Raw genomic sequence first — 19,256 nt, 5'->3', positions numbered from 1 at the left:
CACCGCGGTTCCGCAAGCTGATTATTTAGTTAAATTACGACTAGCAAGATTAATTATTAAAAGAGACATTTTAGTGCATTACCACGTAGTAATTTCCAGGGAAGTATTGCTGGTCGGTAATCTTCACCGTCTCATTTTCGTTTGGTGCCTGGAGAATCCGCCCGTCACCAAGGGAAATTGCAACGTGGTACGGTGCATCATCGGAGCCATAGAAGACAAGGGCCCCGTACGGCGCGTTTAAGACGTTATCATGAATGTGTGGTCCGAGCGCTTGTTGCTCATAAGTTGTCCGCTGCGGAATCCCGTAACAGTACTGGACAAGGCCCGAACAGTCAAAACCACCCGGTTTGTTTCCGCCCCAAACATAGGGAGTACCGATGTACGACATTGCCTTATTGACGGACTGCTTCAGGTGGTCCGCCCCCTTATTGTTTTTATCTTGTCCTGTTACTGGAGAACTTACTGCTGGCTTATCCGCTGTGTTATCAGTGGCCTTATCTTCACCAGGAATCGTCAACTTTTGCCCCGCAAAAATTAACTCCTTATTTTGAATATTGTTAGCAGCTGCTAAGTCATCTGTCGAGACGTTGTACTTCTGGGCAATACTATTTAGGTTGTCCCCGGCACTAACGGTAATCGTAGTGTCGGCCTTGGCATTGACGGTCCCAACGACCATTGCGCCAGCCATTCCTAACGACGATGCAAGAATTTTTTTAGTAGTTGGTTTCATATTTTTCCTGTTTCCTTCTTTTATTAATTTTTTTCTAAAGCCTTATCAAACTATTAATAAAATAGCAGATAATCTTGCAAACTTCAACTCGCAATAATTAGGCCCCTATTTATATATACGTATTTGAAACGGTTTTGCACTTTTAAAATAGAAAAAAGGCTGGAATTTTTTCCAGTCTTTTCTCGATAATGTTAATGCAGCAACCCACATTAACGGATTTCCGCGTTAACTTGTTCCTTTAAGAATGATGTAACCTTATCAAAGGCCTTATTAACTTGTTCTTCAGTTAAGGTATCATTGTCATCTTGGTAAGTCAATGTGTAAGCCAGGGACTTCTTGCCAGCTGGTAAGTGAACCCCTTCGTAAACATCAAACAAGTGTACCTTCTTCAAGAAGGCTCCACCCTTTTGTTCAATAGCGTCAACAATCGTGGCGTTTTCAACTGTTGAATCAACCAATAAGGCAATATCCCGGGTAATTGATGGGTACTTGCTGATCGGGGTGTACTCGTTTTCGACCTTAGCAGTTGCGAGTAGTTGTTCCAGGTTTAGTTCAAAGACATAGGTCTCAGGAATCTTGTATTCCTTCGCAGTTTGTGGGTGAACTTGACCAATGAAACCAACTAATTGATCATCGATCTTAATATCAGCTGTCCGCCCAGGGTGCATATCGGACCGCTCAGCCGTGGCAGTATAGGTAACCTTGCCCGCTACCCCGATATTATGCAGGTAGCGTTCAACGATTCCCTTAAGCTGGAAGAAATCAACCGGCTGGTCCTTCTTGTTCCAACTATTGGCAACCATCTGGCCGGTCACTGCGGCAGCGATGTGTTCTTGCTCTTCTGGACGTTCACCACCACGAGGAATGAAGACCCGCCCCTGTTCGTAAAGGGCAACGTTATCAACCTTCCGGGCAACATTGTAGGCAATGTCATCGAGCAGGCCGCTGATAATGTTCATCCGCGTTGCAACGTGGTCAGAACTCATTGGGAAGTCAAGCTTCATCGGTTCATCAACAGGGTCAATCTGGAATTTCTTTGCCTTATCAACCGTTGTCAATGAATAGCTGATTGCCTGGTTAAGTCCCATTCCTTCAAGATCATGCCGGCTTGCCCGGATGAAACGTTGCCGTGGCGTTAAACCACCCCGGTTTCTCGTCATTACCGGCAAGGTTGACGGAAGGTTATCGTAACCATAGATCCGGGCAATTTCTTCATAGAGGTCAGCAGCAATACTGATATCCCACCGGCGAGCTGGTGCGATTACCGTCAACTGGTCATCCCCATCAACATGGTAGGCAAAGGCAAGGCGGTCAAAGACATTCGTTACCTGGTCCATTGTCAATGCTGTCCCTAAAACATGGTTAACCTTGCTGAGGGAAAGCTTAATTGGCTTGTCAGCAACCTTTGCTTCACTCCCGGTAACAATCCCGGCAGTCACTTGACCACCGGCTAACTCCTTAATCATCCCAGCCGCTTCGTCTAACGCCGTTTCAACCGTTGCCGGGTTAATTCCCCGTTCAAAACGCATTGATGATTCACTGTGCAGGTCCAACCGCCGTGCTTGCTTGCGAACCATTACTGAGTCAAAGATTGCTGCTTCAAGGGCAACCGTTGTGGTGCGATCACTGACGGCAGTCCCTTCACCACCCATTGTTCCAGCAAGGGCAACGGGCTTCCCGGCGGCAGTTACGAGGATGTCATCCGCCTTTAAGCTTTGTTCTTCGCCATCAAGGGTGGTAAACTTCTCCCCTTCTTCAGCATGGCGAACTGCAAAGTCATGACCAGGTAATTGGTCATAGTCATAACTGTGCAACGGTTGGCCGTACTTCAGCAGGACATAATTAGTGACGTCGACCACGTTATTTACGGGGCGGATTCCGCTGTTCCACAGACGGATTTGGAGCCATAGTGGACTATCAGCAACCTTTACGCCCTTAATTAGCCGCAACTTAAATGTTGGGGCAATCGTTGGATCAGTAATATCCGCTTGAAGGAAGTCACTGGTCTTTTCAGCAGCTTCGTCTTTGACCGTCAACTCCTTGAAATCAGGCTTTAAGCCGTAAAAGGCGGCAATATCATTGACGTTGCCGTAAATGCTAAGCATATCACCGCGGTTTGGCGTTACATCAGTATCGATAATTGTGTCATCCATCCCCAGGTAACTAAAGACAGGGGTACCGACTTTAGCATCGTCAGGGAGGAAGTAAATGCCGTCTTCATAATCCTTCGGCGCAATCTTGTCACTGAAGCCAATTTCTTGTAATGCACAAAGCATCCCGTTTGATTGTTGGCCACGGATCTTTCCCCGCTTAATCTTTTGGTTATCAGCAATCCGGGCACCGTGAAGGGCGACAATTACCTTCTTGCCTTCTTGGACATTTGGTGCCCCACAGACGATCTGAATTGGTTCATCTTCACCAACATCGACTTGGCAAACGTGGAGGTGGTCTGAATCAGGATGCGGTTCACACTTCACCACATCCCCCACGATAATCTTTTTTAACCCGTCACTTAATGAGTACACATCATTAATGTCAACGGATGTCCGGGCAATTTTTTCCGCTAAGTCACGGGGGTTAACATCTAAATCAAGATATTCTTGTAACCATTGGTATGATACTTTCATTGCACATTATCCTTTCTGATCAAATTGGCTGAGGAAGCGAACATCATTTTGGTAGAAGTTCCGAATATCATCTACCCCGTACTTCAACATTGCGAAACGGTCAGGGCCAAGGCCAAAGGCAAAGCCACCGTATTCTTCAGGGTCAACACCAGACATCTTCAAGACATTTGGGTGGACCATCCCGGCACCGAGAACTTCAATCCAGCCGGTATGCTTACAAATTGCACATCCCTTTCCCAGACAGTTAAAGCAGGTAATATCAGCTTCTACTGATGGTTCCGTAAATGGGAAGTAGCTTGGCCGCAAACGAACCTGCAACTTATCACCAAACAGGTTCTGGGCAACTGCTTCTAAGGTGCCCTTCAAATCTGCCATGGTAATGTTCTTTCCGACAACCATCCCTTCAATCTGGTGGAATTGGTGGCTGTGGGTTGCGTCATCGGTGTCACGTCGGTAAACCTTCCCGGGGGAGATCATCTTAAGTGGCCCCTGGCTAAAGTCATGCTTTTCCAACATCCGCGCCTGCATTGGTGAGGTCTGGGTCCGCATTAAGACGGATGGGGTAACGTAAAAGGTATCCTGCATATCCCGCGCTGGGTGGTCTTTTGGTAAGTTCAACTTTTCAAAGTTATATACTTCTTGTTCGACTTCATCACCAACGGCCACTTCGTATCCCATTGAAACAAACAGGTCAACTACCTGGTCAATGATTTGTTGGATAACGTGTGGTTGCCCCTGGTCAACCGGGGTCCCTGGCAAGGTAACATCAATCGTCTGGGCAGCAAGCTTAGCATCCATTGCGGCCTTTTCTAGTTCCGCCCGCTTTTCTTCAATCGCCGCAGTCAGTTCGTCACGGACCTTATTGGCGAATTGACCAACCTTTGGCCGTTCTTCAGCGCTTAAATCACGCATCCCCCGCAGCACAGACGTAATGGGGCCCTTCTTACCGAGCATCTTAACCCGGATTTCGTTAACTTTTTGCAAGTCTTTTGAATTCTTGATATCTTCTAATCCCTCGTTGCGAAGGTCAGCAAGTTTCTCTTTTAATCCCATGTTTTCACTCCTTAATCTAAAACAAAAAGCCCCATCCCACATAGGGACGAGGCTTCGCGGTACCACCCTAGTTTGCAGGATTATACCTGCACACTCAAACTAATCAATAACGGTGATCAACCGGAATACCATTACGTATCAGCTCCGGAAATGAAATTCGCCTTCAGCCACTGACCACAGCTTGCAGAATCCGCTGTGGCTCTCTGCCAGGGCTTGCCGGTTACTAGTTTCCATCAATGCCTTTAATTCATTACATATTCTAGACAATCATTTTCTAAGCGTCAAGCAAAAATTTGCCTAACCCTAAATCCACTTATTACTCCAGGAATGAACGGCCTGCATAACCGGCCCTAACTCTTGACCACGCTCCGTAAGCGAATAGTCAACCCGGCTCGACCCTTCATAGGTGTTGCGGCTAACGATCTGTTCATCTTCCAGCTCCTTTAGTCGCTCACACAATACCCGGTCACTGCACTTTGCAATGCTATTTGCAATATCTTTAAACCGCATATTGCCCTTTTCTAATAAGACTTCGATGATCAATCCATTCCATTTCTTTCCCAAAATCGTAAACGTGTGAGTAAACTTTGGGCATAATTTACAGGCACCATCAATCACGTTATCTGTAACTAATTGCTCCATAAATTAATAATCCTCCCTTTACCAAGTAGTCCGCATCCGGCGTTTCTTAATCTTCCGGCGCATCTTGGCACGCAATGGACCGAAGAATTCGTGCTCCGCTTCAAAATCGTCAACTAACGAAACGATTAAGCTCTCTGGATAACGCGGAACGGCCAGCGTCGCACCAAACATGTGCTTTAGGATAATGTCTTTTTCCTTTTTGTTTAGCGGGGTCAGCTTTTCGGCATTCCGAAGCGCTACCCGTGGGTGAATGAAGGCGTGCGTTCCAAGGTTAAACTTGGTCGTCCGCCAATCATAATAAAACAGGTCATGCAATAACCCTGCCCGGGCGGTGCTCCGGTAGTCGAGATGCATCCTCTTGGCAATCTTATAACTATCATACGAAACCGCAATAGAATGTTGCAGGCGGTTAGAGTGGTGATGCTGCGTATAGTTAGCTAACTTCTTAACAGCTGGCTGAGCTAATAAATCGGCAACAATTGCTACGTACTCCTTATCGTTGCGCCATTCATTATTTGATTTCATGTAATACCCCTTTTCTATTTGTTGCCATCAATCATACACGATTTACCGGCAAAAATAAATCAATTTAATCAAAAACTAATTGCCCAGGTCCTTATTTAACTGAAACATTAAAATTCCCGCGGAAATTGCCACGTTTAATGATTCTGCTTCCCCGCGCATCGGGATGTAGAGGTTGTCAGTTGTCATCGTGAGGAGGTCGTCACTCATCCCCTGCCCCTCATTGCCCATTACCAGGGCAAAGGTCTCTCCCGGGTCAACCGAGCGGAAGTTCTTGGCGGCCGGATTAAGCTGAGTCCCATAGACCGGTGCATTGACCTGCTTAAAGTCGGTAATCCACTTGCGGAGGTTCCCTTCAAACATCTGCAGGTGGAACTGACTCCCTTGCATTGACCGCACTACCTTAGGGCCAAACAAGTCTGCGGACTTTTGCCCAACAACAACCCCAGTAAAACCTGCAGCATCGGCAGTCCGAACCATCGTCCCAACATTACCCGGGTCCTGTACCCGGTCAAGGAATAGCCATGCACCGTGCAGGGGGCCAGCGGGAAGCTGGTGCGCATTAGGCAATGCAACTACCGCCGCGATTCCCTGAGGGGTAACCGTGTCAGTAATGTGTTTCATAATTTCATCTGTCACTTCATAAGACGCTGCTGCCTTAGCAACTAGCTCGCTGTGCAGGGCAAGCTGGCCAGCTGTCCCAATTAGCTGGATTAGCTCAATTCCAGCCTTCGACGCTTCTTCGACCAGGTGCCAGCCATCGAGGAGGTAGGTTCCTGTTTGCCGGCGGAATTTTTTTGTCTGTAACTTTTTCCAATCTTTGACGTGCTGATTGTGAATCGATGTAAGTTGTTCCATGTTAATAACATTACTCCTTCTCTTATTTAAATTATACCATGTTCAGAGTGGACAATTTGCTCTTTAGGCGATAAGTTTTTATAAAGGAGGTAAAAAATGGTTAATTATCACCTAACAATTTACGGTCGTGTCCAGGGAGTTGGCTTTCGCTGGGCAGTCTTTCAACTCGCCAATCACCAACAACTAACTGGCTTAGTCCGCAACCAGGCTGACGGCAGTGTCTACTGTGAACTCCAGGGCCAAGAAGCTGCCGTTAAAGAATTAATCACCCAGATTAAAGCCGGACCGACCCCCTATGCCAAGGTCATTGACGTCCAGATTAGCCGGGGTGAAATAGCAAATTATAATAATTCTTTTAGTATCAGCCGATAGTAACGCTAGAATTCAGCGGCTAGATAGGGTAAAATACCTACTATCAGTTTGAAATTTTCAACTTAAATTAAAGGGAGTTTGATTCACTAATATGAAACGGAAACGAATTACGATTGCCGGTGGTCTCTTTGCCCTGCTCATGGTGCTGAGTGGGTGTGTGCGGACTACTAAGAGCGGCCGCCCCTACGGCTTCGTATACACGTATATGGCTAAGCCAATGCAGCACTTGATGGAGTGGCTTGCCAGCCATATGGGCAACAACTACGGCTGGGCAATCATCGTGATTGTGGTGATTGTGCGGACTGTCTTATTGCCAGTCATGTACTCACAGATGAAAAAGTCAACGATTACCCAGGAAAAGATGGCAAAGGTGCAACCACTGATTAAGGAATTGACCGCCAAGCAAAAGGCCGCCAAGACGCCGGAAGAACAGGCAGCTGTTAGTCAACAGATGATGGCCCTGTACCGGGACAACAACATCAGTCTGACTGGGGGGATCGGCTGTTTACCACTGTTGATCCAGTTACCAATCTTTGCTGCCCTATACGCTGCCATCCGCTACTCACCAGACCTTTACCATGCGACCTTCTTTGGCATCGCCTTAGGGAAGCCAAGTTTTATCTTAGCAGTCCTTTCATTCATTGCTTACGCTGTCCAGAGTTACCTTGGCTTGATCGGTGTTCCCGAAGAACAGAAAAAGCAAATGAAGATGGCAATTTGGATGAGTCCAGTAATGACCTTCTTTATCTCCATTAGTTCCTCTGCCGGGTTAGGGCTCTACTTCTTCATCGGCGGACTTTTCGCGATTCTCCAGACCCTGATGGTCAATGCTTACCGGCCACGGATCCGCAAGAAGATTGAAGAAGAAAGTAAGAACAACCCGATCAAGATGCCAGAAGCACCGGTTACTAGTCCTGCCAGTTCACCAAAGGCAGCGACAGACACAAGCAAGGCGATTGATCAATTGCGTAATAATGCAACTAGCGCCAAGAATAGCAACCGTAACCGGCAGCGGAATGCTGGTAAGCAACACCACAAAAAATAACGAAAAAAGAAGCTGTTGCCCAGATGACGGGACAGCTTCTTTTACTATAAGGAGAATTTGATCGATGATTAAACCGATTGTTAAAGACGAACAGCAATTAAATAAGAAGGCCCAGCCGGCTAGTAAGGCTGACCTGCCGATTGCCCGTGACCTGATGGACACCCTTGCTGCCCACCAGGCGGAGTGTGTCGGGATGGCCGCTAACATGATTGGCGTTAACAAAAGCATCATCATCGCTAGCCTCGGGCCAATGAACGTCGTGATGTTTAACCCCCAAATTACCGCCAAAAGTCTCCCCTACCAGACGGAGGAGGGCTGTCTTTCCCTTGACGGTAAGCGACCGACCACCCGGTTCAAGAAGATCGCCGTTAAGTTTTTCAACCTGGCCTGGCAAGAGCAAACACTCAACCTTAGCGACTTTGCTGCGGAAATTGTCCAGCACGAGATTGACCACTGTAACGGGATTATAATTTAAACGCAAAAATGAATTTGCTAAAATAACAATGAATGAAATAGGGAAAGTAAAATCGCCGGGTTTTACGCAAAATTAAATCATGCTTCTCAAACAGGCGTCCAACAAGGAGGATGGGAGCATAAGTTTGTGGAGGTCTTTAGATGAATTCTTCAATGTCAATTTCGGCTGAAGTACGGCACTATGTCCTACGAAACGTAATTGCCACCCTGGGGATGTCAATGTATGTTATCATTGACACTCTTTTTATTTCGATTGCCGCCGGGGCGATGGGGCTGACTACCCTTAACCTGGTGTTGCCATTATTCAACGTGTTCAACGGTACCGGCCTACTGCTGGGTGTTGGTGGGGCGACCATCTTCTCGTTAAACAAAGTGATGCACCCCGAAAAAGTCCGGTCGCTCTACAGCCAACTGATGATTTTTGCGTCTACTTTTGGTCTAATCCTAGCCGTCTTATTAAACATTTTCGCGGTTCCCGTCGTTAATTTCCTCGGAGCAGATGATGCGACGCGCCAGATGGCCCTGACCTACTTACGCATTATCTCTTGGAGCGGCCCGTTGTACATGGTCAACTATATTTCGATTAACTTTGTCCGCAACGACAATAACCCGACGCTGACAATGAAGGCCACGTTAACTGAGACGCTGTCAGTCATTGTGATCGATTGGTTCTTCATCTTTGGCTTGGGCTTGAAGATTGAGGGGGCAGCCCTCGCCGTGCTCTTTTCGCCGGCAATCAGTCTCGCTGTCCTAAGTTTCCACCGGCGTTTTCCTAACCGGCAGCTCGAACTACACTGGACCATGCCCCGGATTAAAAACGTTTGGCGAGCAGCCCGCCTCGGGGTGGCTGCCGCGCTAAACGAACTCAGCACAGGGGTTAGCATCTACTTCTTTAACCACGTCCTGCTTCAATTAGCGAATAACTATGCTGTGGCGGCCTATGGGGTTATTTCCAACATCGCAATTGTCGTCTTAGCAATTGCCAATGGGGTTGCCCTGGGGGTTCAGCCAATTGCCAGTCGTGAGTTTGGCCTGCATGACTACCGCAACGTTGCCACTAGTCTCAAAAACGGAATTGTGATTACCCTTTCGTTGGCGGCAGTCAGTTTTATTATTTTAATCGCCTTCAAGTTACCAATTATTGAGCTATTTAACACAGCTCATTCAAGCCAATTAGTTACCTACGCCAGCGTCGGCCTGCCAATTTATTTCGTCAGTGTCTTCTTCAGCGCGCTAAACCTGCTGTTTATCTTATTCCTAACTGCCATCGGCGCTGCTAGAGCTTCCTTTACCCTGTCAATCTTACGTGGCTACATCATCTTATTACCCGCGATCTTCTTCCTAGCTAAGTTTGCTGGAATCAATGGGGTCTGGGCCGCTGTTCCTTTCACTGAGTTAATAATCACTTGCCTAGGAGCAATCATTATCTTCCAGCGGCTTAATGCATTACGAAAATGGAGTGAGAAAAAAGTCTAAAATCTTGATTTTGGACTTTGTCTTCGAACCCCCGCGAGGATGGCTAGGCGTTCTGGGCGTTGATTTATCAACGTTCAGAATCCAGCCAGCTACCGCGCTGTAACATTAATATTTTTTAAAATAGTAAAGAGGCTGAGTTTATTCCCAGCCTCATTTTACTTTGCAGTGATTTTTTCCTCCGGGTCATCGGCAATTGGCAGCACAATTCTAAAGAGTGAGCCGGCACCGACCGAACTCTCAAGACTAATTGATCCATGATAACCCTCGATTAACCGTTTGGCAATCGACAGGCCAAGGCCATTGCCACCCTTCTTGCGGCTGCGGGCTTTATCTACCCGGTAGAAACGGTCAAAGACCCGCTTAACATTTTCCGGCGAAATTCCTTCACCGAAGTCCTGCACACCAATCTCAACCGTATTCATCCCCCGCGAAAGAATCAGGTGGATCTCTTGCCGGTCCTCTGTTGAATACTTAACAGCATTATCACACAAAATTACGAGGACTTGTTCCAAGTGGTCGCGGTAAATATCGACCGTAATTGGTTCCTTTAGGTCATCGTCTAGCCGGAAGGTAAATTCCGGATAGAGCATCTTAAAGTTGTTAAACACTTGGTGAACAACATCATTAACCACGGTATGCTGGTTACGGAAATTAATTTCAACTTGTTCTGCCCGACTAAGGTCCAACATTTCCTGAACAAGGTTTTTCATCCGCTTAATCTCAATCAACGTTGCCTTAATGGAGTCATCCAACACCTTCGGATCATCTTTACCCCACCGTTGCAACATGTCGAGGTGTCCCTGGATAATCGCTACCGGTGTCCGTAGCTCATGACTGACGTCACTAACAAATTGACTCTGCTGGTCGATGTAACGCTGCATCCGATCAAGCATGTCATTAAACATAGTAGTCAGCTCAGCCAGCTCATCATTGCGATTAACGACTGGTACCCGCACGTCCTTAGTTGGATCCTTGCTAATCTCCTTAACCGTGTCGTGGATGTTATCCAGCGGCTGCAACAAGAAGAGCGACAGGAAGTACCCCAACAAGCCACTGGCAATGATGACTAAACACATCGCCAAAACGCAGACCAACCATAATTGGTGGTAACTGCGGTTATACGAGTTAAGGTTATTTTCAACCTGCAAGTAACCAATTAATTGTCGTGACTTTTGCGCGTATACGGGAGCTTGTCCAACGAGAACATCATGGTCCGGCCCCTCGGCCACCCGAATGCTGCGGGCCGTCGAAAAACGTGGCGCCTTGATGTAGTGGCCCGTGCTTAAAATATTTTTTCCGTCTGGATTATAGACGTTGACCACCAGGTGACCGTCACTCAGTTCTTTTACCACTGGCCGTTGGTACTCCTCACCGGAAATAAGCTGAGTCCCGTCATTGCTGGGATCAATTAAATGACTGATGTTTTTTCGTGTCAACGGCTGGTTAATCGTCCCCAGCTGGCGGGTAATGTTTGTCATCCCCTCATTGATGAGCTGCCGTTCCTGGCGAAACAGGTTTTGGGTAAAGGAAGTAAACAAGGCAAAGACAACCACCATAAAGATGATTAGCGACCCCACAGCCGTCCCAAATGCCCACTTAATCTTTAACGACACAAACCGTCGTTCAACTTTTTCATCCATGGCGCGTCATCCTAGGAACGAATAACGTATCCCGTCCCCCGCACTGTCTGGATGTAACTCTTTTCACCAGGGCGGTCAATCTTGTTACGGAGGTAACGGATATAAACATCAACAACGTTTGTTTCAACCTTGGAGTCATAGCCCCACACCTTACTCAAGAGGTCTTTCCGCGACATTACCACATTGATATTTTCCATCAAAATCAGCAGCAATTCGTATTCCCGCTTTGTTAAGTTAATTACTTCGTCCCCCCGGCGAACAACCCTGTTTTCCTTTTCAATTGTCAGGTCCTTGTAGTTAACCGTTGTCTGGTGTTCCTTGTTGTTGCCATCTTCAATACTGATCCGCCGCAATAGTGCTCGGACCCGCGCTAATAATTCTTCTATGGCAAATGGCTTTACAATGTAATCGTCTGCCCCGTGGTCTAGCCCGGAAACCCGGTCAATTACGGAATCACGGGCAGTCATGATGATAATCGGAGTGTCCTTTAGTTCCCGCACCCGGCGAGCAACTTCAATCCCGTTTAATTCTGGGAGCATTAAGTCCAATAAGATAACGTCAAAGTCTTGGCTCAGCGCAGCATCTAATCCTGCCCGGCCATCTAATTCAACATCAGTGTCGTACCCCTCATGCTTTAATTCGAGTTCAACAAAGTTTGCTAAATTTTCCTCATCCTCAATAATTAAAATTCGACTCATTAATAATTCACCTACTATTTATAATCTTTTATTTGGTATTCGTATTAATAAAACACAATAATTTTATCACAATTTTCTAATAAACCCCAGCATTCTTAATGTTTTTAATATTGTTTTATCAAAGATGTAGATTATAACACGATTATTTCTTAATTTCTGAGAAAAATTTAAAAATAAAAAACTATCCCAGGTCCGGCGCCTAAAGGATAGTTTTTAACTTAATTAGTTGTTAGTGTTAACAACTTGCTTGCCATCGTAGTAACCACAACTTGGGCATACCATGTGTGACTTGCGAAGTTCACCACAGTTTGGGCAAGGGGTAAGGCCAGGTACATTTAACTTGATGTGACCCCGACGCATACGCTTCTTAGTCTTTGAAGTCTTCCGTGCTGGAACAGCCATGTTTGACACCTCCTAAGAAATGAAATTATCCACATTGGTTTTTAACCGTCCGCTATTTCTTATCATCCTGATCAGGAAAAAGTTTTTGCAACTTAGCGAGACGTGGATCAACTTTTTTATCTTTCTGCTTACTGGCTTCGTAATCATCTTCTGAGATAACGCTCCACCCTTTTCCGTTTGGCATTGGCTTGCCAGACTCCTCTTCGGCAGAAAGGACCCGCAATGGTACCTGCTCAACGATATTCTCTGCAAGGGCAGTATCGAAGTCAATCATCTCCCCCTTTTCAAGGAGAAAGATAACATCGTTCTCGTCCTCATAACGAGAAAGGTGTGAGCGATCATCGGTATACGTCTCAGTAAACGTAAAATCGAGTGGTAATTGAACGGGTGTTAACGAACGACTGGATGGGACGGTCAGTGTCGTCTTAACGTGGGCACTAATCGTCGCATCACCATCGTCATAAGTAACGTAACCATCAACTTTAACTGGTTGAACAGCTAAGATAGTCTCTGGAAACATCTTCGTTAATGATGCGTTCAGATCAAAAGTACTTTGAATATGAAGTGGTTCATCTTGATAACGATGTAATTCGGCTAACGACCATTTCACCGTACTAACCTCCTAATGCAACATGTGCAATTATACTAGTCCCTAGAAGGGTTGTCAATGTTTTTTCCTTGACAACCTTTTTGGGGTAACAATTTCCCTTCTTATTTTATCAAACATTTGCGCTGGCGTTAATTAAATATAACTGGGGGATGTTTTAAGTCTTGCTCAACGGGGGTAAATAATTGGTAGAGTTTGCCGGCCCGGTAGTCAAGGTTTAATCGATTATCGCGCAAGTCCTGGTCAACCTTCGTAATTAGGGGCATGGCGAGGTCCTTTTTAACATCGTGTAAGTACTGGCGGCCCCGCTGATCGAAACCGAGGACGTGAAGGTACGGCTCCTGCTCGTGGTTGGCGATAATCGCTTGGCTGAACTGCAGCAGGGTATATAGGCTAACCCGTAAAAGGTGCGCATAGGTGTACCGCTTTGTCTTCACATACTTCATAAAGGATGCAAAATCCGTGCTCCGTTGCGCCCCTTCTTTCATCCGGTACTCCAATCCTTCAGCCATCAGGTAGGTTGTTGCCAGGTAAGAAACCGGTGCTTGAATAAGCTGATTCCGCAATAGCGGATACAGGGCTGACCAGGCTGGAACAACCGTCTGCTTGGCTAAGGCAGTCGCCATTGTTGGTGGAACTGCCTGCTGGTAGGTCAGATCATGACGCTGGACAGCCTCACGGACAGCAGTTGCACTTGCAATCTTGCCAATAATCTCTTCATCGTGGTAATTACTTCCTTGCCGCTGGATTGGCAAAAGTTTCATCCCATAATTATTTTGCAGGTTAGCCTTGGTGTAGGCAAAGGCCAGGATATCATTAGGGTCAACCAGGGTCACGCCGGTGCGTGCTTTTAGCTGCTCGTTAAACTGCGTTGCAAACGTGGCATTGTACTTGCTAAAGCCTGCCTGGTCAAATGCCCGCTCTGCACTGACAAGCTGGGCAAAGTCCCATTCCGGATGCTCGGCACCAAATACTAGCGTATCAACCCCTAACGCCGCCAACAGCCGCATTGCACCAGCGGCAAAACGGTGGGCCGGCTGAACCGCATAAAAAATGGGCAACTCAATAACCAGGTCAACCCCATTTGCTAGTGCTGCCCGGGCACGTGCCCATTTATCAACAATTGTCGGCTCCCCCCGCTGAGTAAAGTTACCACTCATCACCGCGATAACGACATCTGCCCCTGTCCGCTGCTTTGCTTGGCGGAGATGGTAAAGGTGGCCATTATGAAATGGATTATACTCAACAACAAGCCCTACTGCCTTCATCGAATTTCTCCTTTACTTTTGACACTTAAAAAACCACCGGCGCGCCTTAGCTGGTAAAGCCGTCGTTGTGAAGTTGGCCCCAACAGCGATTGACTTGAAGCCCGCGTTTTTCAGCATCTCCTCAAGCACTGGCAGGTCATAGGTTCGTTCATAGTGAGTCTCACTGACCCGCTGATAGTCGCCACTTTGCAGCCGGTTGAAGAAGGTCAGGTCATGAATCACCCCGTGTTCAACATCATCATTAGCATAACTTTGCCACATAAATGCCCGTTGACCATCATCATCTTGATAATTGTACATGTATCCCGGATAAACTTCATCAGTCTGGTAAGGGGTGATGAGATCAAACAAAAAGACCCCCGCTGGCCGTAAGTGGTTAGCAACCTCGGTGAACGTTGCCTGTACATCTGCTGGGTTTTCCAGGTAACATAGCGAATCAGCGTAGCAGGTAATGGCATCATAAGTCGGTAGCTGGTGGAGGTCACGCATATCAACCTCAACTAGTTGTAAATCCACCCCGGCGGCAGCGGCATGCTGGTCAGCGAGGCTTAACATGTCTGCTGAAAAATCCGCAACCGTCACCTGGTGGTCAGGAGCAAGCATCACTGCTAAACGACCGCTTCCTCCCGCCAGATCCAAAATATCAGCACCAGCAGGAATATTCTCGACCGTAAAATCCCGCCACTTGCTATACATTGCAGGGTCAAATAGCTGGTCATATAACTGGGCGAAGCTATGGTAAATCATTAGTCCTTAACCCACTCATTAATGTCTACTAGTGGCGCATCAGACCATAACTTTTCAAGGTTATAAAACTGCCGCGTTTCTTCACGGAAAACGTGAACGACAACATCACCAAGGTCAATTAGGACCCACTTAGCATGGTTCTTCCCTTCAACACTGCCAATTTCAAGCTTTTTTTCATGGGCTTTTTCGACAATTGCGTTTGTAATTGCCTGCACTTGGCGGTCCGAACCACCAGTCATAATGACAAAGTAGTCCGCCATCGGGCTAATTTCGTCAACTTTCAATGCCACGATGTCTTCAGCACGCCGGCCATCAGCGGCTTCAATAACCATTTGTAATAAATCTTTACTGTTCATTAATCGATCTTCCCTTCATATTGTGGAACCCACGCGTTATAAGTCTCAATTGTCTTCGGATAGACAGGCTTAGCACGGGTGATAAGGTATTCTAATGTCTGCTTCGTCTGGTAAGCAACACCAGCCCCCAAGTCGGCTGCTGTAATCTCACGTGCCTTATCGACCCCCGCAAAATCACGGCCAGGCTCGATATAGTCAGCCATGTAGATGACTTGTTCTAACTTGGTCATCACCGGCGCCCCGGTCGTATGGTGACGAACGGCATTTAAAATATCTTCATCCCAAATTCCTAGTTCATCCTTAACCAGCTCGGCCCCGACAACCCCGTGCCAAATGGCATTTCCATAATTAAGGAGGTCCGGATCAAGCCCCTTTTTCTTAATCTCAGCGATAAAGTCTTCGGCAGGCCGTTGTTTAGCATAGTCGTGGCACAAGCCAGCAATACTGGCCTTTTCAACATCAACGCCGTTCTTTTTTGCTAATTCAATTGCCGTTTGCTCAACCCGTAGCACGTGCTGAAAACGTTTTTCCCGCAATGCCTTCCGTAGTCGGTCAACTAACTCGTCACGAGTCAGTGGCACATAATTTTTTTGATAACTAATTTCTTTAGTCACGGTATAACTGATGCTCCTTAATAAATTTTGCAACTGCATCTGGAACCATATACTTAATCGACTGGCCATTTCTAATCCGTTCCCGAATTGCCGTTGAACTAAAATCAACCTCCGGGACATCAACCCAAATTACGGGATAGGCAGTCTCATTTTTAGCGCCTTCTCGCTGGACACCGACAAAGTGAAAGTGTGGCAGCTTAATCAAGTCATCAATCCGGTACCACTTATGGAGATAGTCAACCATGTCCCCGCCGATAATGAAGTAGTATTCAGTATCGGGATGTTGCTCAACGAGGGATTTAATAGTGTCATAGGTATAGCTAACCCCTCCGCGGCGAATCTCACTAGTCTCAATTCCAAGAAACGGGTTATCCTTAATCGCTAGTTGGATCATCTGTAAACGAAGCTGGGGATCAATTGAGTGTTTTTTGTCAACATGCGGTGGCTTGGCATCCGGCATAAAGTCAACCCGGTCCAAGCACAAGGCATGGCCGACCTGGTCAGCAACAAATAAGTGGGCATTATGAATAGGATTAAACGTTCCGCCGTATAGCCCTACCCGTTTTCGACGGTTAAATACTTTCACTTCTGGCTGTACTTGGGTTTGAACATTTTCTACTACCTCATTGCTGTGCACAAAATCACTTCCACTTCACTTAGATATTAGCAACCCGCAATGATAAGTCCCGTGCATCACGGTTAGCGGATACCTTGAATAATACAAGCACCCGCCCAATGACTTGGACTACTTGAATATCGGTCTTGCTTTCAATCATCTCGCGGACCTCATCAGTTGTTACATCCGCATTTTGGAGGATACTAACCTTAATTAGTTCACGACGATCCAATGCACCGTCAAGTTGAGCAAGCCAATTATCAGTTAGGCCGTCCTTTCCTACTGAAAAAAGTGGTTGGAGGTGGTTAGCCTGCGAACGCAAAAAACGCTTTTGTTTTCCTCTTAATTGCATAATAATTTCCTTTCAAACTAAATCATTGCCCGGCGAACAAGTGCCCCGACACCCTTCGGCACCCACGCTGCCACCGCCGTATCGGCAGGAACAGTAATCCAGCCAAGGCCTTCAAAGACAACATCGCTCTTCTTTTCTAAGTGGAACTCGTACCGCTCCAGTTCGGGAAAGTTCTCCCGTTCATCCATTACCGGTGGTGTCAGTAGCGTTCCTAAGTGTTTTTGATAAAAACGATCGGCGTTCGCCAATTTCGTGCGGTGAATTGGGAGGTTATTATCAAAGTAGGCCACCATCCCTTTCCGTTCACCACGGAGGTAATCAAAGCGAGCGACACCACCCAGGAATAATGTTTGTTCAGCATTTAGCTGGTAGGTCTTCGGCTTGATCTCTTTTTGTGGTGCCACAATTTTAAGTTCCGTTGGCGAAAGAACGTGGGCCATCTGCTCCTGGTGGATAATTCCTGGCGTATCGACTAACACGTGCCCGTCATCCAGTGGAATTTCAATCTTATCGAGGGTCGTTCCTGGGAAGCGCGAAGTAGTGATCAGTTCCTGGACACCGGTCTTCTGCTTAATAATCTGGTTAATTAAGGTTGATTTACCAACATTTGTCACGCCGACAACGTAAACATCACGGTCCTGCCGGTACTTTTCAATTACGTCCAGCAACTGGTCAATTTCATGGTTCTTCTTTGCAGAAACAAGGACCGTGTCAATTGGCCGCAAGCCCGCCAGGTTAGCCTGTTGGCGAATCCAGTCCTGCAATTTCGGCCGCCGGAGTGAACGCGGAAGTAGGTCTTCTTTGTTGCCGACCAGCAAGATTGGGTTGTCACCGACAAAGCGGTGCAATCCCGGAATCAAGCTCCCGTTAAAGTCAAAGATGTCGACAACATACACGATTAACGCCTTGGCATCGCGAATCTGGTTAAGCAGCCGAAGAAAGTCATCATCCGTCAGGGAAACGGGGGCAATTTCATTATAGTGCCGCAAGCGGAAACACCGCTGGCAATATAGTTCACCCGTCTCCTTCCCCTTTTCCAAAGCTGAGTTAGGAGTGTAACCGAGTCCCTGGGGGTCATCAGTCTGGATAATACTCCCACAGCCAATGCAACGTAATGCTTCATTTTGTCCTTCTTCAGTCATTCAAATCCTCCTGCCATGTTAATTCTGGATATTTTTCTAATAATTGCTTCCATACACGTCGTTCAAAGAAGCGGTTAATTCGCGTATCCCACTTATCAGTATTTAATAATGGTTGGACCAGGATGCTCCGAACCCCTGCTTGGTTTGCAGCAACCACATCCGTCATCAATTGGTCACCAACCATCACGACTTCATTCTTACTGAGGCCTAGCTTTTGCCGGGCGCGGTCGATCCCAAAGCTCAATGGCTTCAAAGAACGCGATACAAACGGCAAATCCAAGTTGTGGGTGGCCTTAGCTACCCGCGCCTTACTATTATTAGAAATCACAATTAACGGGATGTGGGCATCACGAAGTTCTTGCATCCACTTCTGTAGTTCCGGCGTACCATCGGGATTATTCCACGCAATCAATGTATTATCTAAATCACTAAAGACTGCCCGGATCCCCTGCTGCTTTAACTGTGCGGGGGAAACAGAATAAATTGTTTTAACCATCCATGTTGGCTTAAATATTTCTAACAAAATAGCACCTCATCAAAATATCATAATTTGCTCTAATGATTAATTATATCCTGGATTCTTACTTAAACGCAACTAATAAAAAAGACCACTCTATCATGCTTACGCACCATAAGTGGTCAATATTATTAGCTTAGTTAAGAGCCTTCTTAGCTTCGTCAACAAGTGCCTTGAATGCATCAGCATCGTTAACAGCTAAGTCAGCTAACATCTTCCGGTTAATGTCGATGTTAGCAAGCTTCAAACCGTGCATCAACTTGCTGTAGCTAATGTCATTCATCCGGGCAGCAGCGTTGATCCGGGCAATCCAGAGTTCACGGAACTTACGCTTGTTAACCTTCCGGTCACGGAAAGCGTAAGTGTAACTCTTCATCACTTGGTCCTTAGCAGTCTTAAAAAGACGGTGCTTTGACCCACGGTAACCCTTTGCTAACTTCATAATGCGCTTACGACGTGCGCGCGTAACAGTTCCACCTTTAACTCGCATGTTGAAAT

Annotated in this window: 23 protein-coding genes and 1 other annotated feature; of the genes, 4 read left to right on the top strand and 19 right to left on the bottom strand. The window is 46.7% G+C overall.

The window, feature by feature from the left end:
- Window positions 1-70 precede the first annotated feature (70 nt).
- The 6 genes from CZ502_RS01460 to CZ502_RS01435 all read right to left on the bottom strand — a co-directional run bounded on the left by CZ502_RS01460 (window position 71) and on the right by CZ502_RS01435 (window position 6,432).
- On the bottom strand, window positions 71-730 hold the full coding sequence (locus CZ502_RS01460; protein ID WP_076459340.1) for a C40 family peptidase: 660 nt from the start codon (window positions 728-730) through the stop codon (window positions 71-73).
- Between the two features lie 209 nt (window positions 731-939).
- Window positions 940-3,357: a phenylalanine--tRNA ligase subunit beta gene (pheT, locus tag CZ502_RS01455; protein WP_076459339.1), complete on the bottom strand. Its 2,418-nt coding sequence runs from the start codon at window positions 3,355-3,357 to the stop codon at window positions 940-942.
- Between the two features lie 6 nt (window positions 3,358-3,363).
- A complete protein-coding gene (gene pheS, locus CZ502_RS01450) occupies window positions 3,364-4,410 on the bottom strand; it encodes a phenylalanine--tRNA ligase subunit alpha (RefSeq protein WP_076459338.1) in 1,047 nt (348 codons plus the stop codon).
- Window positions 4,411-4,449: 39 nt separating this feature from the next.
- Window positions 4,450-4,656 (bottom strand) — a binding site (T-box leader).
- A 57-nt stretch (window positions 4,657-4,713) separates the two neighbouring features.
- Window positions 4,714-5,052, bottom strand: a complete 339-nt coding sequence (locus CZ502_RS01445; RefSeq protein ID WP_076459337.1) for a winged helix-turn-helix transcriptional regulator — start codon at window positions 5,050-5,052, stop codon at window positions 4,714-4,716.
- A gap of 18 nt (window positions 5,053-5,070) precedes the next feature.
- A complete protein-coding gene (locus CZ502_RS01440) occupies window positions 5,071-5,577 on the bottom strand; it encodes an HD domain-containing protein (protein WP_076459336.1) in 507 nt (168 codons plus the stop codon).
- Between the two features lie 75 nt (window positions 5,578-5,652).
- Entirely contained in the window at window positions 5,653-6,432 is a 780-nt protein-coding gene (locus tag CZ502_RS01435; RefSeq protein WP_076459335.1) for a TrmH family RNA methyltransferase, read from the bottom strand.
- A 96-nt stretch (window positions 6,433-6,528) separates the two neighbouring features.
- On the opposite strand from CZ502_RS01435, the gene CZ502_RS01430 reads away from it, so the two are divergent.
- From CZ502_RS01430 to CZ502_RS01415, 4 genes are all read left to right on the top strand, one after another.
- Window positions 6,529-6,804 (top strand): acylphosphatase, encoded by a 276-nt coding sequence (locus tag CZ502_RS01430; RefSeq protein ID WP_076459334.1) that lies wholly within the window; start codon window positions 6,529-6,531, stop codon window positions 6,802-6,804.
- Window positions 6,805-6,895: 91 nt separating this feature from the next.
- Window positions 6,896-7,849: a membrane protein insertase YidC gene (gene yidC, locus CZ502_RS01425; RefSeq protein ID WP_076459333.1), complete on the top strand. Its 954-nt coding sequence runs from the start codon at window positions 6,896-6,898 to the stop codon at window positions 7,847-7,849.
- Window positions 7,850-7,913: 64 nt separating this feature from the next.
- Window positions 7,914-8,324 carry a peptide deformylase gene (locus tag CZ502_RS01420; RefSeq protein ID WP_076459332.1) on the top strand — a complete coding sequence of 137 codons (411 nt, stop codon included), beginning with the start codon at window positions 7,914-7,916 and terminating at the stop codon, window positions 8,322-8,324.
- Window positions 8,325-8,464: 140 nt separating this feature from the next.
- The gene (locus CZ502_RS01415; RefSeq protein ID WP_076459331.1) at window positions 8,465-9,799 is read left to right on the top strand and encodes an MATE family efflux transporter; all 1,335 of its coding nucleotides are present in this window, start codon (window positions 8,465-8,467) and stop codon (window positions 9,797-9,799) included.
- A 155-nt stretch (window positions 9,800-9,954) separates the two neighbouring features.
- On the opposite strand, the gene CZ502_RS01410 is transcribed toward CZ502_RS01415, so the two are convergent.
- From CZ502_RS01410 to rplT, 13 genes are all read right to left on the bottom strand, one after another.
- On the bottom strand, window positions 9,955-11,439 hold the full coding sequence (locus tag CZ502_RS01410; protein ID WP_076459330.1) for a HAMP domain-containing sensor histidine kinase: 1,485 nt from the start codon (window positions 11,437-11,439) through the stop codon (window positions 9,955-9,957).
- Between the two features lie 11 nt (window positions 11,440-11,450).
- Window positions 11,451-12,137 (bottom strand): response regulator transcription factor, encoded by a 687-nt coding sequence (locus tag CZ502_RS01405; RefSeq protein ID WP_076459329.1) that lies wholly within the window; start codon window positions 12,135-12,137, stop codon window positions 11,451-11,453.
- A 222-nt stretch (window positions 12,138-12,359) separates the two neighbouring features.
- The gene (rpmF, locus tag CZ502_RS01400; RefSeq protein ID WP_003664092.1) at window positions 12,360-12,539 is read right to left on the bottom strand and encodes a 50S ribosomal protein L32; all 180 of its coding nucleotides are present in this window, start codon (window positions 12,537-12,539) and stop codon (window positions 12,360-12,362) included.
- A gap of 52 nt (window positions 12,540-12,591) precedes the next feature.
- Window positions 12,592-13,149: a DUF177 domain-containing protein gene (locus tag CZ502_RS01395; protein ID WP_076459328.1), complete on the bottom strand. Its 558-nt coding sequence runs from the start codon at window positions 13,147-13,149 to the stop codon at window positions 12,592-12,594.
- 128 nt (window positions 13,150-13,277) lie between these two features.
- Entirely contained in the window at window positions 13,278-14,414 is a 1,137-nt protein-coding gene (locus CZ502_RS01390; RefSeq protein WP_076459327.1) for a nucleotidyltransferase, read from the bottom strand.
- A gap of 12 nt (window positions 14,415-14,426) precedes the next feature.
- Entirely contained in the window at window positions 14,427-15,161 is a 735-nt protein-coding gene (locus CZ502_RS01385; protein WP_076459326.1) for a class I SAM-dependent DNA methyltransferase, read from the bottom strand.
- Window positions 15,161-15,517: a ribosome silencing factor gene (gene rsfS / locus CZ502_RS01380; RefSeq protein WP_076459325.1), complete on the bottom strand. Its 357-nt coding sequence runs from the start codon at window positions 15,515-15,517 to the stop codon at window positions 15,161-15,163. Before rsfS ends, CZ502_RS01385 begins: the two co-directional genes overlap by 1 nt.
- A complete protein-coding gene (gene yqeK, locus CZ502_RS01375; RefSeq protein WP_438267728.1) occupies window positions 15,517-16,170 on the bottom strand; it encodes a bis(5'-nucleosyl)-tetraphosphatase (symmetrical) YqeK in 654 nt (217 codons plus the stop codon). Before yqeK ends, rsfS begins: the two co-directional genes overlap by 1 nt.
- Window positions 16,124-16,768, bottom strand: a complete 645-nt coding sequence (locus tag CZ502_RS01370; protein WP_076459323.1) for a nicotinate-nucleotide adenylyltransferase — start codon at window positions 16,766-16,768, stop codon at window positions 16,124-16,126. Before CZ502_RS01370 ends, yqeK begins: the two co-directional genes overlap by 47 nt.
- A gap of 19 nt (window positions 16,769-16,787) precedes the next feature.
- Window positions 16,788-17,099 (bottom strand): ribosome assembly RNA-binding protein YhbY, encoded by a 312-nt coding sequence (gene yhbY / locus CZ502_RS01365; RefSeq protein ID WP_076459322.1) that lies wholly within the window; start codon window positions 17,097-17,099, stop codon window positions 16,788-16,790.
- A gap of 17 nt (window positions 17,100-17,116) precedes the next feature.
- The gene (gene yqeH / locus CZ502_RS01360) at window positions 17,117-18,241 is read right to left on the bottom strand and encodes a ribosome biogenesis GTPase YqeH (RefSeq protein WP_076459321.1); all 1,125 of its coding nucleotides are present in this window, start codon (window positions 18,239-18,241) and stop codon (window positions 17,117-17,119) included.
- A complete protein-coding gene (locus tag CZ502_RS01355; protein ID WP_076459320.1) occupies window positions 18,234-18,764 on the bottom strand; it encodes a YqeG family HAD IIIA-type phosphatase in 531 nt (176 codons plus the stop codon). Before CZ502_RS01355 ends, yqeH begins: the two co-directional genes overlap by 8 nt.
- A gap of 130 nt (window positions 18,765-18,894) precedes the next feature.
- Window positions 18,895-19,248, bottom strand: coding sequence for a 50S ribosomal protein L20 (gene rplT, locus CZ502_RS01350; protein ID WP_076459319.1), 354 nt, complete (start codon window positions 19,246-19,248; stop codon window positions 18,895-18,897).
- Window positions 19,249-19,256 lie beyond the last annotated feature (8 nt).

The sequence above is a fragment of the Limosilactobacillus caccae genome, assembly GCF_900156885.1.
Lineage (GTDB): Bacteria > Bacillota > Bacilli > Lactobacillales > Lactobacillaceae > Limosilactobacillus > Limosilactobacillus caccae.
Note: the sequence above shows the minus strand (reverse complement) of the source record. Positions and strands in the feature narration are given on the sequence as shown.